This is a genomic window from Acinetobacter sp. 24-47-66 (assembly GCF_056779755.1).
On sequence record NZ_JBWYIL010000020.1, the window covers coordinates 1 to 14,889 of the forward strand.

19 protein-coding genes are annotated in these 14,889 nt (G+C 37.3%); 5 read left to right on the forward strand and 14 right to left on the reverse strand.

The annotated features are described in order from the left end of the window. From AC1M84_RS13415 to AC1M84_RS13430, 4 genes are all read right to left on the reverse strand, one after another. A partial coding sequence (locus AC1M84_RS13415) for a hypothetical protein (protein ID WP_481595163.1) occupies window positions 1-829 on the reverse strand: 829 nt, incomplete at its 3' end. Window positions 830-1,004: 175 nt separating this feature from the next. Then, window positions 1,005-1,436, reverse strand: coding sequence for a CBS domain-containing protein (locus AC1M84_RS13420; protein WP_481595164.1), 432 nt, complete (start codon window positions 1,434-1,436; stop codon window positions 1,005-1,007). Between the two features lie 87 nt (window positions 1,437-1,523). Beyond that, on the reverse strand, window positions 1,524-1,907 hold the full coding sequence (locus tag AC1M84_RS13425) for a DUF2750 domain-containing protein (protein WP_035266570.1): 384 nt from the start codon (window positions 1,905-1,907) through the stop codon (window positions 1,524-1,526). Window positions 1,908-2,046: 139 nt separating this feature from the next. Beyond that, window positions 2,047-2,280, reverse strand: a complete 234-nt coding sequence (locus AC1M84_RS13430; RefSeq protein ID WP_035266572.1) for an SEL1-like repeat protein — start codon at window positions 2,278-2,280, stop codon at window positions 2,047-2,049. Window positions 2,281-2,505: 225 nt separating this feature from the next. Between AC1M84_RS13430 and AC1M84_RS13435 the strand changes: the two genes are divergently transcribed. Both AC1M84_RS13435 and AC1M84_RS13440 read left to right on the forward strand, forming a co-directional pair. Beyond that, window positions 2,506-2,865: a hypothetical protein gene (locus AC1M84_RS13435; RefSeq protein ID WP_481587962.1), complete on the forward strand. Its 360-nt coding sequence runs from the start codon at window positions 2,506-2,508 to the stop codon at window positions 2,863-2,865. Window positions 2,866-2,971: 106 nt separating this feature from the next. Next, a complete protein-coding gene (locus tag AC1M84_RS13440) occupies window positions 2,972-3,292 on the forward strand; it encodes a hypothetical protein (RefSeq protein WP_180028944.1) in 321 nt (106 codons plus the stop codon). On the opposite strand, the gene AC1M84_RS13445 is transcribed toward AC1M84_RS13440, so the two are convergent. Both AC1M84_RS13445 and AC1M84_RS13450 read right to left on the reverse strand, forming a co-directional pair. After that, window positions 3,289-4,800, reverse strand: coding sequence for a M16 family metallopeptidase (locus AC1M84_RS13445; protein ID WP_481595165.1), 1,512 nt, complete (start codon window positions 4,798-4,800; stop codon window positions 3,289-3,291). The two genes, AC1M84_RS13440 and AC1M84_RS13445, sit on opposite strands and share 4 nt — an antisense overlap. Before the next feature lie 7 nt (window positions 4,801-4,807). Next, window positions 4,808-6,115 carry a M16 family metallopeptidase gene (locus AC1M84_RS13450; protein ID WP_481595179.1) on the reverse strand — a complete coding sequence of 436 codons (1,308 nt, stop codon included), beginning with the start codon at window positions 6,113-6,115 and terminating at the stop codon, window positions 4,808-4,810. Window positions 6,116-6,367: 252 nt separating this feature from the next. Here AC1M84_RS13450 and ftsY point away from each other — a divergent pair, with 252 nt between their 5' ends. The 3 genes from ftsY (at window position 6,368) to AC1M84_RS13465 (ending at window position 9,033) form a co-directional block, all read left to right on the forward strand. Then, window positions 6,368-7,447 carry a signal recognition particle-docking protein FtsY gene (gene ftsY / locus AC1M84_RS13455; RefSeq protein ID WP_035266635.1) on the forward strand — a complete coding sequence of 360 codons (1,080 nt, stop codon included), beginning with the start codon at window positions 6,368-6,370 and terminating at the stop codon, window positions 7,445-7,447. A 237-nt stretch (window positions 7,448-7,684) separates the two neighbouring features. After that, window positions 7,685-8,278: a nitroreductase family protein gene (locus AC1M84_RS13460; protein ID WP_481593954.1), complete on the forward strand. Its 594-nt coding sequence runs from the start codon at window positions 7,685-7,687 to the stop codon at window positions 8,276-8,278. Between the two features lie 113 nt (window positions 8,279-8,391). Further along, window positions 8,392-9,033 (forward strand): DUF2057 family protein, encoded by a 642-nt coding sequence (locus tag AC1M84_RS13465; RefSeq protein ID WP_481590863.1) that lies wholly within the window; start codon window positions 8,392-8,394, stop codon window positions 9,031-9,033. A gap of 58 nt (window positions 9,034-9,091) precedes the next feature. Here AC1M84_RS13465 and AC1M84_RS13470 read toward each other — a convergent pair whose 3' ends face one another. The 8 genes from AC1M84_RS13470 to AC1M84_RS13505 form a co-directional block, all read right to left on the reverse strand. Further along, the gene (locus tag AC1M84_RS13470; RefSeq protein WP_092768427.1) at window positions 9,092-9,388 is read right to left on the reverse strand and encodes a cyd operon YbgE family protein; all 297 of its coding nucleotides are present in this window, start codon (window positions 9,386-9,388) and stop codon (window positions 9,092-9,094) included. A gap of 1 nt (window position 9,389) precedes the next feature. Beyond that, window positions 9,390-9,491, reverse strand: a complete 102-nt coding sequence (gene cydX / locus AC1M84_RS13475) for a cytochrome bd-I oxidase subunit CydX (protein WP_035266590.1) — start codon at window positions 9,489-9,491, stop codon at window positions 9,390-9,392. A gap of 26 nt (window positions 9,492-9,517) precedes the next feature. Continuing rightward, window positions 9,518-10,663, reverse strand: a complete 1,146-nt coding sequence (cydB, locus tag AC1M84_RS13480; protein ID WP_481595166.1) for a cytochrome d ubiquinol oxidase subunit II — start codon at window positions 10,661-10,663, stop codon at window positions 9,518-9,520. 1 nt (window position 10,664) lies between these two features. Next, a complete protein-coding gene (locus tag AC1M84_RS13485) occupies window positions 10,665-12,245 on the reverse strand; it encodes a cytochrome ubiquinol oxidase subunit I (protein WP_035266593.1) in 1,581 nt (526 codons plus the stop codon). Next, a complete protein-coding gene (cydP, locus tag AC1M84_RS13490) occupies window positions 12,245-12,436 on the reverse strand; it encodes a cytochrome oxidase putative small subunit CydP (protein WP_481595180.1) in 192 nt (63 codons plus the stop codon). The genes AC1M84_RS13485 and cydP overlap by 1 nt, the downstream gene beginning before the upstream one ends. A 412-nt stretch (window positions 12,437-12,848) precedes the next feature. Beyond that, window positions 12,849-13,463 carry an OB-fold-containig protein gene (locus AC1M84_RS13495; protein ID WP_035266601.1) on the reverse strand — a complete coding sequence of 205 codons (615 nt, stop codon included), beginning with the start codon at window positions 13,461-13,463 and terminating at the stop codon, window positions 12,849-12,851. 17 nt (window positions 13,464-13,480) lie between these two features. Beyond that, a complete protein-coding gene (locus AC1M84_RS13500; protein ID WP_171076765.1) occupies window positions 13,481-13,789 on the reverse strand; it encodes a Rieske (2Fe-2S) protein in 309 nt (102 codons plus the stop codon). Window positions 13,790-13,805: 16 nt separating this feature from the next. Further along, window positions 13,806-14,810, reverse strand: coding sequence for an adenosine kinase (locus AC1M84_RS13505; protein WP_481595167.1), 1,005 nt, complete (start codon window positions 14,808-14,810; stop codon window positions 13,806-13,808). Window positions 14,811-14,889 lie beyond the last annotated feature (79 nt).

Sequence of the window (14,889 nt, forward strand, 5' to 3'; positions counted from 1 at the left end):
GTTGAGCTTGTTGAGCTTGTTGAGCTTGTTGAGCTTGTTGAGCTTGTTGAGCTTGTTGAGCTTGTTGAGCTTGTTGAGCTTGTTGAGCTTGTTGAGCTTGAACCATGGTTTTCATAATTTCATCAGCTGGTGCACTTAGTTCGTGTGCTTTTTTGCTGTCATATTTGGTGGCAAGTTCTTTTAAAATTGCGTAAGACAAATAACTCGTAAATGCTGGATTCTCAGATTTAGCCTTGGATGGAAGTAGAGAAACGCAAGCGGCATGAAATAAACCATGTTGTACGTATGTTGCATTGTATGCAGGATCTTTAGCTTTATCAGGATCACCTAAATAACCAATTTTGAAGCCAATTTCAGATGCAGCACAGGCATTGGTCACTTCAGAAGAGGGATTGCGATAGTCAGCATTTTTTTTGAAATATAGCACTTCTGCGATCGACATCATTTCATCTTGAATTTCTTTGAGTCGGCCATCTAAGTTTGGGACTGCAAAATAATTTTTTAACTTAAATAGTGTTACAGTGCCTTCGAGCCATTTTTGGGGTTGTTCTGTATAATTCAAATTTGTATAACAGGCAGAAGTTTGCAGGGCGGCTTCAACAAATTCTTTGTTTTTTCTTGGATTTTTCATATCTTGATCAGCCCCTAAATATCCCATTTTGTAGGCTTTTTCATAGGTATTACATGCAGGCGTGATAAGTGTCTTTTTTTGATATGTTTTTGCTTTTTTTAGCAGCTCTATTTGATTCTTTATCGTTGGTTCAAGTTCAGATGCATAAGTGGAAGCAGTTACAAATAAAGCGGTGTAACACAATAACTTTTTATACATCATCAGTCCTTAGGCAAAAAAATTCCATAATGTAATGACTTTACTGATGCTGTTTAAATAGTTCAATGACTCAATAAAAGAAAATCATTGTAAAAGATGACCAATTTCAATCTATTGTTCAAAATTGAGATCATGATGGAATTATCAAAAAAGCCCCCGAGATGGGAGCTTAGCTTTATCCTGAAATATACTGTTGAAGTTGTTCGATCAACACTTTTTGGTCTTCCATCGCGGCTTTAACTAAGTCACCAATAGATACAATTCCGACGAGTCTATCGTCTTCTAATACTGGCAGATGGCGAATATGACGTTCTGTCATTAAATCTAAACACTCATCTACGGTGTTGGTTTTACTTACAGATAAAACCGTACCAGTCATAATTTCTGAGACTGTAGTTAAGTCAGATGTACGTTGCATAAGTGCAATTTTACGCGTGTAATCCCGTTCAGATAAAATTCCAACAAGTCTTTCATCCTGTACGACAACAACGGCACCAATACCTTTTGTTGCCATTAATGTGATTGCTTCTAAAACCGTAGCATCAGGTGTGATGGTAGAGATTTCTGAATTGTTTTTATTTTGTAGAACTTGAGCTACTGTTGTCATAAAGTTTCCTCTTATTGGTTATTCGTCCATGTATAAGTTAATAACTGAAATCTTAAATCTTTACAATTGTTTTAGTAGAATTTTCTGCTAAATAGATGGGCTCAAATGATTTTGAAAAAATAGCATCTGCATGTGTGGAATAGTGAGCTTAAAGTGGCGATCTCGATGATTGCAGAGTGCAGGTGTGACTTTTAGTCGCGTTAGGGTTGGGAGTAATGAATTTTTAAAATCATCAGGCGTTATTTTTCGAGGCTGATAGTGCGGCCAGTGAATTTTTGCATAATGTAAAGCCTGCACTGAATTGAGCCAGAAGGGGAATATGTATTCTTGATTGATTGATCGGATGGCCCAACCTTGATGTTCTGGATTGTACAGTCCCCACAGTACTCCACAATACATCATGGTTTTAAGGATATTAACTTTGAGTAAAAAATGCTTTGAATTTGGTTGCAACTGTACAAAGGTGTTCATGATCGTTCAATGATTCAATACCAATGATGATAAGTTCAGTCTAATGTTTTTTTCTTAAAGTTTAGTTGCATTAATTTAAAGTTTGGTAAGCAAATATGTAATGAAAAAGCTAAAAAAACGCCACGAATGTGACGTTTATTTATGCTTGCATTGTGGCCATGTTTTGCCAATACTGTGCTTTCAAAGAATCACGTTCTACACGGAAACCTTGAAGATAGAGTTCAGCTAGAAACATCGCTGCTTTACCGTGACCCGCACGTGCTGCATTCTCAAGTTCTGAAACTGCGTCTGTAAAATTCATTTCAAATTGAATGGTATTTACAGCATTCGAATACATATGTTCGAGGTCTTGTTGAGAGAATTGTTTAATCATATAAAACTCCTTATTCTAATTATGATTAGTACTACAGTTATAAAGACCTAAATTAGGTCAAAATGGAATATAACAAAGTAATATTAAACTAATATTACAATTTGCGTTAATTGTCAAATAAATTTTCAAGATAAATCTTTTAAAAAATACTTACAGGATTAAACTTTTATCATTTTATATTGGGTTTATGATAAAACTGTAAATAACTATAAAGGAGAATGACTTATGACTAATACCATTGATGGTTTCACATTTGGCAATCCACCAGAGCCATCCGATATTATTGCGCTTGCACATCATCATAAAAAACAACTTGATGAAGCAATTTTTCATCAAGAAATCCATTTAGGTCACTACTGTTTAGAGCAGCGTAAACGTGTGCATGATTATACGCAGACGCTTGATCCTGCAGCAAAAGCTGAATTTTATCGCTACTATGACGGCGAATTAAAACGTATCGCCGTCATTGACGAAGAACACCCTGATGATGCTGAAGGTGGTTTAAGTGTTTTCACTATTTTTATCGTACTCGCGGTGATCGCTGCTATCTTATATTTTGGTGTTGTGCAGAATGTTGTCTCTTAAAGGTGAATAAGCGCCATTTTTTGCATAATGGTTCTTGTTTAAATCAACGTTAACACTATATTTTTAAAGCATCTCGGATTACACTTAAGCTAATCCGAGGTTGTACATGCTCCATTTAAAAAAAATTTCGTCTGATCTTTTCTCACAATTAAATATTGAGCAGATTCAAAATGCTTTCATCATAGGCATTGTACTTTTTATTCTTATTGTCTCTAGTATTGCACTGAATCGTCCAATTAATTCAGCTCACTTTGAACAAGTTCAAGCGCTCGCGGCTCAAAATCGTTTAGAGCGAACGCATGAAATGGCAACTTTGTTACTTGCAAAACCTAAGATTAAAAATATTGAATTTTATCGTTTGCTGAATGCTTATCATATCGAGAATGCTCATATAAAAATTTATCCAGCGATTGAAAAGTTGGATTAGTTTTCAATCTTATTCAACTTGAGCCCAAGATTTTGATTCAGTATTTCTTCGATCTCCTTGGCAGTGACACGGTCAGAGACAGCAATAACAGTCATTTGATCGGGGTGTAAATGTTTTTGTATTGCATTTTGAATATCTTGGCGAGTTAATTTTCGAATCTGCTCCTGATACTCATTTAGATAATTGGAATTAAGTCCGTAAAATCCAATTGATGCGATTTGGGCATTAATATTTGCATTGCTATTTAAAGTCATTGGAAAAGACCGAAGAATACTTTCTTTATTTTCTTTAAGTAAAGAGTCAGTAATCGGCTGTTTTTTGAAGTCAATGAATACTTGATGTGCGAGCTTTAAGCTTTCAAGCAATTGGTCTTGTTGTGTCGCATATCCAAAACTAAAAACGCCAGGTACTTGTGGTGTAGTCAGCGTACTCGATGCACTATAAGTGAGTCCTCGTTTAACTCGTAACTCTTTTGATAAGATTGAATTAAAACTCCCACCACCAAACATTCTGTTGGCAACTTCCAAAGCGGCACGATCTGGATGTGCTCGTTCTAAAGATAAATGACCCAATAATGCATGTGCTTGTAGACTTTCGCGTTTTAGTACTGAAATTTTAAAACCTGATTCACTTACGGGAGTTGGAAGGTCAGGCTGCCTTTGCCCTTGCGGTAAATTGATACTAATCAGTTCCGAGATCTGTTGAGCTTGATCTTGAGTGAGTTGTCCTGTGATTGCTATATTGGAATTTTGAGCGACAAGCAATCGATCCCTAAATTCTTTGAGTAATTCAGGCGTAATTTTTTTTAAACTACCGACTGTCCCAGCTGTTGGTTGAGCATATGGATGATCCCCATACAGCATACGGTACAGTTGTATTGACATTAGTCTGGATGGATTCTCTTGAAGTTGTTTTTGCCCAATTTGAGTATTACTGAGCGCGAGATTAATGCCTGATTGTTTAAAGGTGGCATGCTTGATTAAATGCAGTAGTAAGTTCAGTGCAGGGTCAAATTTTTCAGGATCATTTAACACTCTTAGTCGAACAACAAACATATCACGATAGGCGTTGAAAGAATATTTGGCGCCTAATCCCTCAAATGTGGTGGTAATCTGTTTGGCACTGAGCTGATCTGTTCCTTCAAGCATAAGGCGAGCTGCCATATTGGATATACCGTAAAGTCCTTGACCAATGACTTCATCTCGTGCAGATCCAGCATTAAATGTAATTTGAATGTCGACCATTGGCAGATCATTCGTTTCGACAAATAAGGTTCGTACATTTAAAGAGTTTTTAAGTTCTTGAACAAAAGGCGCTTTATAATTTTGGGAAGATTTTGTGATCTCTTTTAAGCTTAACAAGTTTTTAATCGAGCTTAGACCACTGGGATCTTCTTCGATGATCTGTTCAATTGGTTCCGCTTCTATAAGTTCCTCCGCATGCGACAGTGAACTCAAAATGGCACTAAACAACACACTCGTTAAAAATAGAGAAGACAAATAATTCATAAAACACCTAGTTATTGTTTTTCTGTTCAGGATAAAGATGTAAAACGCTCAAATTGTCACGATTAAAATAAATATTGGCAATGCGTTGTAAATCATAAGGTGTGACTTTATCGAAGTAATCAGGGAGTTGATCAATCATGCGATAGTCTAGATCATTGATGCTGAGCAAACCAATGAGTCGAGCTTGCCCAATAACATCATCTTGGCTAAACACTAAATTGGAAATGAAATTCGCCTTGACCCGATTGAGTTCTTTTTCATTGACCAATTCTGATTTGAATAAATCTAGTTCCTGCTGTATGCGTTTTTGCGCTTGCTCAAGACTAATACCTTCAGCTGGTATGGCAGAGATTAAAAATAGGCTATCCCCACGATTATATGGATCATAACTCACATTAATTGAAGTCAGAATTCGCTTATCTCGGATCAGTCTCTCTTGTAGACGTGCTGAAATTCCGCCGTCCAATAGATTTTGAATAATGGTTAAAGCGTAGGCGTCTTGAGGGTTTTTTGCTGTTTTAATGGAATTGACATTCCAAGCCATAAACAAGTTGGGAACATGTACAGCCTGATATTGCTGCATGAAGCGATATCCAATTCTTGAAAATTCAAGCACATCATTTCGCTCAGGAACTGATTTTTTGGGAATCTTATTAAAATATTTTTTGACATCTCGAATGGTTTGTTCAGGATCTACATCCCCAATAATGACCAATGTTGCATTATTCGGCGCGTACCAAGTTTCGTACCATTGCTTTAAATCATTCAATTGAATGTTATTCAGATTTTTCATTAAGCCAATCACTGGTTGGCGATAGTGACTGGTCGGGTATGCTATCCATTTAAATCTTTCAAAAGCAAGGTTTCGAGGATTGTCCTCTGTTCGTTGCCGTCGTTCAGCCATTACAACTTTAATTTCGGGTTCGAAATCTTCTTGGCGCAGAACTAAATTTTGCATTCGATCTGCTTCTAACTCTAATGCCAGTGGAAGATATTTTTTAGGATAGAATTGATAGTAATTGGTGTAATTTGTGGATGTGAATGCATTGACACTACCACCATAAATTCGACTAAGGCGTGTAAATTCATCATTCGGTACTTTTTTAGTGCCTTTGAACATCATATGTTCTAGAACGTGTGAAATACCGAGTAAATTCCCTGACTCGTCACTACTGCCGACGGCATACCAAATTTGGCTAATTACTACAGGTGCGCGGTGATCTTCTCTAATAATGACTCTTAAACCATTATCCAGTGTTGTTTCGACGGTGTTTCGAGAGAGTTGAGCAGTTTGCTGATTTGCAAATGTCATCATCGGTGCTGATGTAATCGCAGCAATGATGATTGTTTGTTTGAAAATGAGTTGCAGAGAGAATTTGAGCCGGCTGAGAGACACAATTAATCCGAATAATGACTTTAAAATTATTCTTGATGATGTCGTATATTTATTCAAGATTGAACTGTTGCAATTTGGTTGATCGTTTTAAAAGTAATTGCAGATCGTGAATTTAAAGCAATCTATGCTAAACTCCATTCTTTTAATCGCAATGCTTTTCAAGGAATCGGCATGCAAGAACAGCAAAATAAATTCTTGATTGATGCGGATATTGGTGATGACGATGTCACCTTACCGAGCCTCCCGGCCGTTAATGTGCCTATTATCGAAAACAATGAAGTAGAAAAGCTGGAAACGGTGCCGGCCGTTGAAGAAACAAAACCGAAAGGTGGTTTCTTCAGTCGTATGAAAGAAGGCTTATCAAAATCTCGTAAAAATTTAGCTGATGGAATGATGAATATTCTAGTCGGTGGTAAAGAGATTGATGATGAGCTGCTCGAAGAAGTTGAAGAGCAATTATTGGTCGCAGATATTGGGGTAGAGGCGACGAAAACAATTATTGCCAATTTGACTGAAAGAACTGCGCGTGGCGATTTGATCTACTCTCATTCTCTCTATAAAGCTCTTCAAGAAGAATTAGTTGCTTTATTAGCACCACGTGTCAAACCGTTACATATCGATCCGAATAAAAATCCCTATGTGATTTTGGTTGTAGGTGTAAATGGTGTAGGTAAGACAACCACGATTGGTAAACTCGCAAAACGATTGCAAGGCGAAGGTAAAAAAGTCATGCTCGCGGCAGGCGATACTTTCCGTGCTGCGGCGACTGAACAGCTACAAATTTGGGGTGAACGTAACGATATTCATGTCGTTGCACAAGGTCATGGTGCAGACAGTGCTTCTGTAATTTTTGATGCTTTTGAAAGTGCACGAGCGAAAGGGATCGATGTATTGATTGCAGATACCGCAGGGCGTTTGCATAACAAAGGTCACTTGATGGAAGAGCTCAAAAAAGTAAAACGCGTTATGCAAAAAATTGATGCGACTGCACCGCACGAAGTGATGCTTGTTGTGGATGCTGGCACAGGACAGAACGCGATTAACCAAGTTGAAATGTTTGATGAAGCTGTAGGTTTAACGGGTCTTACTATTACTAAATTGGATGGTACGGCAAAGGGTGGTGTGCTATTTAATATTGCGAGCCGTACACATGTGCCAATCCGATTTATTGGTGTAGGTGAAAAGATTGATGATTTGAGACCGTTCTCAGCAAAATCATTTGTCGCTGCATTATTCGATAACGAAAAATAATTATTCTTGGGTTAATTTAAAAAGCTCCTTATACGGAGCTTTTTTTATAAATACTTAAAATTCATAAAGTTATTCAAATATGAGAAAGCCGAATTTTTTGACTCAATACATTAAATATGCAATTTGTTCCAAAAATAGAACACTTTGTTATAAAGATAAGGCTGAAAAGGTTTCGTAATATGAATAAGATAGCATCATCGTTAGCACACAATGAATGTTAAAAATAAGGAATAAGTTATGTCTTTTCTAAATCAAATTAAAAATCGCCGTACCATCTATTCAATTGGTAAGAATGTTTCTTTAGACAATACTCAGATTGGAGAAACCATTAAAGAAGCGGTACGTCAAAGTCCATCGTCATTTAACTCACAGACATCACGTGTTGTAACACTTTTTGGTGAGTCACATGACAAATTTTGGAATATCGTTTTAGAAACTTTACGTAAAATTGTTCCTGCAGAAGCATTTGAGGGAACTCAAAATAAGATCAATAGCTTTAAAGCGGGTCATGCAACTGTATTGTTTTATGAAGATCAAGATACGGTGAAAGGTTTACAAGAGCAATTCCCACTTTATGCTGAGAATTTCCCAATCTGGTCTGAACATTCAACAGCTATTGCTCAATTTGCGGTTTGGACTGCATTGTCAGAAAAAAATATTGGAGCATCATTACAACATTACAATCCAATTGTGGATGAAGAAGTGTCTTCAACATTTGAAATTCCAGCTTCTTGGAAACTTCGTGCTCAGCTTGTGCTCGGTTCAATCGAAGCGCCCGCTGGAGATAAAACGTTTATTGATGACGAGATTCGTTTTAAAACTTTTAATTAATCCAAATCATATAAAGGCACTTCGGTGCCTTTTTTTATGACGAGTTCTGTCATTAAATTGTCATCGCTTGGTAGCATAGTAGTCATATCTAACAATCTAATATTGAGTTATTTATGAAATTAAAAATTGCGTCTGCATTGATATTTACGGGTTTGAGCAGTCAAATTTTTGCAGGGGCGACCTTGGTGGTTCCAGAGGAACTGGTCGTAATTTCAGTGAATAATCAAGAGGTTAAATCAGGACTATTTAAATCAAAAAAACAATACCAAATTGATGTGAATCAACCTTTGGTGAATGTTCGATATAATCAATACTTTGAACTACCTTTAAATAATCATGAGATCGTAAAGTCGGATATTCTTACTTTGAAATTGCCAACCCTAGAGGATAATAAGTCATACAAATTGGATTTAATTCATCCACCACGAGATTTGGACCAAGCAAAAACATTCGCCAAAAATCCTCAATTGGCAATTTATAATCAAAATAATCAACTCATTTCAAATAATCTGATTGTTCAAATGACCTCGCAAAGTTTGCTAGGCGGTACGATCAATCAGATATTGCATAATGAGCCACAAGCTAGCCCAATGATCAAGTCAAGTTCACCATCAATAAATAATCAAACAGTGGAACAAGCTGACATTAAAAATACAAATTCAAATACTCATGATGGTCAGACGTTGATTGAAGTATGGAAAAATTCTTCAAAGCAGGAACGTCAAAAATTTATGACTTGGCTTGCAACGCAATAAAACATTTAATATTTCAAAACAGATATAAAAAAGCCCTCATAGAGGGCTTTTTTATAAATTAAGTGAACAGCCAAGTATAGTAACCATAAATCATCAATGGCCATGCTACAAATGGACTAAATAAATACTTCCATATCCAATAACGTGGTATAAACCCTACGCCATGGATAAATCCACCAGATATTCCAATCATAATCAGCATCATGGCACGATGACTGTAATTACCACTTGCATCCAACATCAGACTTGGGTGGATGAGTAATATGGTAGCGAGAGGCAATGCCATCAGAAATGAAATGATCATTGCAAATGAGTATTTACGTTTTTCAGAATTTGACATCGCAAGCTCACTCATCTCATTCACCATCTAAGTCTTGATGTTGTTCCATGTAAATGGCGGCAAGTACACTCGCGAAACATGCCATTAACACACCTAGTATCCATGCGAAGTACCACATAATTTTCTCCTAACAGTGATTCGGTTTTAATACAGACTATGCGTGTGGTCTTGAATATGTTTCTTGGTAATCACACCCCACATTTTGTAGTAACACCAAGTGGTGTATGCCAAGATCAGTGGAACAAAAATACATGCAGCAACAGTCATTACTGAAAGCGTCATTTGGCTAGATACTGCATCCCACATCGTCAAGCTAATGTTTGGATGAATACTAGATGGCATCAGGAATGGGAATAGGGCAAAACCAGCAGTGAGAATTGTGCCAATCACAGCGAACGATGTACCCACAAAGCTAAGTCCCGCTTTATTTTTAGACGATGCTAAAAACACAATTATTCCTCCGATAATTGCCATCACCGGTGCCAATATTGTGATTGGATAAATAGAATAATTGTTCATCCAGCCATGATTGGCATTAGTGAGTACTTCTTTAGCAAGTGGATTAGCTACACCATTCGTATCATAAGGTGTTACAAGCGTGTAGCCTTCGATATTGCCGAAATACAACCATGCACCAGCACCGAGAAAACAGATGAGAAAAAGAATACTCATATATCGTGTAGCTTGAGCAGATCGTGTTCTTAATGCACCTTCAGTGCGTAGCATTAACCATGCACCACCATGCGCAGCAAGCATCGTCAAACTGACCAATCCACAGACCAAGGCAAATGGATTTAAAAGTGCAAAGAAGCTTCCTGTGTAAGTTGAACGAACAGTTTCATCAAGTGTAAAGGGGATGCCAAGGAACATATTGCCAAATGCAACACCAAAAACGAGTGCTGGTACTGCGCCGCCAATACATAAGCCCCAATCCCAAGCATTACGCCATTTAGTATTTTCGAGCTTAGAGCGATAGTCAAAACCAACAGGTCTAAGGAATAAAGCAAATAATACGAGTAACAGCGCCCAGTACATACCCGAGAAAGCTGTTGCATATACCATTGGCCAAGCTGCGAAAAGTGCACCACCCGCCGTAATAAACCAAACTTGGTTTCCATCCCAATGTGGTGCAATCGTGTTGATAGCAGCACGACGCTCTTCATCATCTTTACCGACGAACGGCATCAGTGCCATAGAGCCCATATCAAATCCATCAGTCAAAGCAAACCCAATAAGGAGGACGCCGACCAATACCCACCAAATGATTTTGAGAAGTTCATATTCAATCATGTTAAATCTCCTCAGTTGACTTATTGGCTGCTGCTAGTTTTTCGAAATGATACTTTCCAGTATGTAAAGAGCTTGGTCCTAGTCTTGAGAATTTGATCATTAAATACATTTCTATGATGAGCAGCACTGTATAGAAAGCAGCGAGTGCTAAAATTGAACCCCATACATCCGCTGAACTAATACTTGATGCAGATAGGTGTGTTGGTAAAACTTCACCAATAGTCCATGGTTGACGACCAACTTCAGCAACGTACCAACCTGTTTGAGCTGCAATCCATGGAAGTGGAAGGGCGATCAGTGCAAACTTGAGCAACCAAGTTTTATTTTCAGCATTACGTTTCATGACAGCGTACGTTGCAAGAATGAACAACAAGAGCATCAAGAAACCTGACGCCACCATCGCTCTAAATGCCCAAAATAAACTTGGAACATGAGGGATAGTATCTAAAGCTGCAGATTTAATTTGTTGTTCAGTAGCATCAACCACAGTTGGTGTGTATTTCTTCAACAATAGACCATAACCCAAATCTTTTTGAGTCTCGTCAAATGCAGCTTTGAGTTCTGGTGATTGATCTCCAGCACGAAGTTGTTCAAGCTGTGCATAAGCGACCATACCATTACGGATACGTTGCTCATGTTGTGCGATTAAATCTTTGATCCCTGTGACTTGTTCAGTTGTAGAGCGAGTCGCAATTAAACCCATGACATATGGAATTTTCACAGCATAGTCTGTTGTTTGCGTCTCGGGATTGGGGATACCAAATAATGTGAATGCAGCTGGTGCTGGATGTGTATCCCATTCTGCTTCAATTGCAGCGAGTTTGGTTTTCTGAACATCACCTAATTCATATCCTGATTCATCACCCAGTAAAATTACGGATAATGTCGAAGCAAGACCGAAAATAGCAGCAATGGCAAATGAACGACGGGCAAAGGCCAAATCACGTTTTTTAAGTAAGTAATAACTTGAAATTGCCAATACAAAAATTGCACCAGTCACATAACCCGCAGAAACAGTATGGACAAATTTAACTTGTGCCACTGGGTTAAATATTAGTGCGGCAAAATCTACCAGTTCCATACGCATGGTTTCATAGTTAAATGCGGCCCCGACAGGGTTTTGCATCCAACCATTTGCAACCAAGATCCAAAGTGCTGACATATTAGAGCCTAAAGCCACTAACCATGTCACACATAAATGTTGGACTTTAGAAAGACGTTCCCAGCCGAAAAAGAATAAACCAATAAAAGTAGATTCTAAAAAGAAGGCCATTAATCCTTCGATTGCTAATGGCGCTCCGAAAATGTCACCTACATAATGTGAGTAGTAAGCCCAGTTTGTACCAAACTGGAATTCCATCGTTAGTCCAGTGGTTACCCCTAAAGCAAAGTTGATCCCGAATAACTTACCCCAAAACTTGGTCATGTCTCGGTAAATCTCTTTACCTGTAATGACGTAGGTGGTCTCCATGATGGCAAGGATAAATGCCAAACCTAGAGTGAGGGGTACAAATATAAAGTGATACATTGCGGTCATTGCAAATTGAAACCGCGATAGATCGACCACGCTTTCAGAAATCATCAACGTGTCTCCTTCATTTTAAGTTCGCTGCCCGTAATTCGTTCAGCGACTTGATGGTCAAAGTTTTTGGGAATGGTAGGTGCATCAAACCAGATATTTTTAATCACGATAAGAATGATTACTTTGATAATTAGAATCAGAGTAATCTCTTTGATTAAATTTTTATTTAAACTTGAAGGTTTAATCACCATATTTAAATGCATTATTTGAATCTATTTTAATTATTATTATCTTTTTTTTATTTAAAATAAATACTTTATAGTTATAAATATTTTTAGTATAAAAAATATAATAAAAACAGTTGTTTATAATTTTATTTTAAATAAAATTAAATCCGACTAAAATGGTTATATTTAAAAATAAAATAGACTAAATTACTTGGTATTAATATTTTAATTCCAACTAAAATAATAGGATTGTTGTTTTAAAGCTTATTAAATTGGTTGGTTTTAAATCTGATTAAAATGGTTGGTTATAAAGATTTTATTAATTTTATATAATCGTTGAGTTGATTGGATTTAAATTTAATAGGCGTCAAAAATACCTTGAATGAACTATTTTCAAATCAAATGCATATAATTGAAGTGGGGTGTTAATAGCTCATTAATGCTGATCAACATTGAAAAGTTGATTTGTTTTTGCAATTTTTTTAGCAATAAAATGAGATCTTTTTGCACGGATCAGGAGGATTTGAGATTGAAATTCAAGTTCCCCAAACTCTGGTTCAACTTGTACATAATGTAATTGACCGAATTCATCGCGAACGCGTGCTTGAGCAGAGAAGCCAGGTCGTGCATTACCACTGGAAACAGTTGCTAGTCGACCAAGCAAATTTGAGTGCTCGGATTTGTACTTGGGTTTGATCACTTGATCCAAACAATGAATCATAAATACCGTAAAGAAGATTGCGATAATTAAAGCGGGTAATAAAACATAGTACCAAGCTAGAAAGGTTTTCTGGCTTGCAAATACAATGAGCTGAAGAAAATATCCAGCAAAACTAAAATTGATCAGAAAAAAAACAAGAATGAGAACTTTGGAAAATTTAACTTGAAGCAAAGGAAGGCGAATAAGCCAATAAGGTGTTAATTTTTTTATAAATTGACTAGGTCTTAAGCCAACAAAATAGCCTAAGGTTTCAGCCATGCTGAGCATTAGCAATGCAAACACGCACATATGAAATGGCATTAAATCAATTTCCATTAAAAATGCCAGCATGTCATTCACCTCATGACTTAAGATTCTAAGTAAATTCCACCATCAGAATGAACTTTAATCTCGACTTTTTCTAAAGATTCACCTTGGCATGGGCCTGAAATGCACACACCAGTTTCTACATCAAATAAAGCACCATGAGTAGAGCATTCAATGAACTCTTGATCACGATCTAAGAATTGATTTTCAAGAAACTCGAGCTCAACTTGCAAATGTGGGCATACATTTTGATACGCATAGAAGCAACCATCTCGTTGCGTAATGAAAATGTTGTCACCATTTTCAGTTTCAAAAGATCGAGATTCTCTTTCAGGAATGTCTTCAGTCATGCAAATTTTATTCATTTTATGCGACTTCTATTTGAAATTCTTTAAGAAGTTTAGCGTAATCAGCTACGTCTAAACGTGGACCAAATTGAGCAACCACTTGGCTTGAGATTAAAATAGCCAATTCAGTCGCTGTTTGTAAATCTTTACCAGCATTTAATGCATATAAAAATGCACCAGAGAAAGCATCACCAGCACCGTTCGTGTCTAAAGCAACAACTTTACGTCCTTTCACTTGAAGTTCAGTTGATTCCGTTGCTACAAGAGCGCCGTCTGCTCCAAGCGTAATAATGACGGTAGAGCTTAATTTTTTAAGTGCAGCAAGAGCATTTTGTAAGTCATCAGTTTGTGTATACATCAATGCTTCTTGTTCATTACAGAATAGAACATCTACACCATCATCTAATAATTCGTCCAAGCCTGTACGCGCGTACTGCACCATAGCAGGATCAGAGAGCGTTAACGCAATTTTAACATTATTTGCTTTCGCAATTGCACGCGCTTGCTTCACGGCAGCTCGTGCCGTATCACTCGTAGAAAGGTAACCCTCTATATATAACCATTTAGCGGTTTTTAGCGCTTCAAAATCAATTTGTTCATTACTGAGTTCAGCTGTAATACCTAAGAAAGTATGCATGGTACGTTCTGAATCAGGACTGACCAAAACCATGCAAGTCCCAGTTACGCCTTCACTGATCGAACGTTCAGAGGTTTGTATTCCTGCATCATTTAGACCTTTTAAGTACAACGCTCCAAGATCATCATTGCCAACACGGCATCCATAAAACGCTTGACCACCTAAGGCACTAAAAGCCACTGTTGAGTTAGCTGCAGATCCCCCAGAGGCTTGACCTTTATATTCTTGAGAATTTTTTAAGCTTTGAAATAAACGGGCTTGAGTTTCCCCATCTGTAAGCTGCATAGTACCTTTTTGCAAATTTTGCTCTAAAAGAAATTCATCAGATACTTTGAATTCTTGGTCAATGAGGGCATTGCCAATCGCAAAAAGGTCAACTTTAGCCATGTCTAAATTCACATCACGAAAAAAGAAAACGATTTTACACCAATGCGATTGAATTCAGTAGCGTATTGCTTGATTTTCA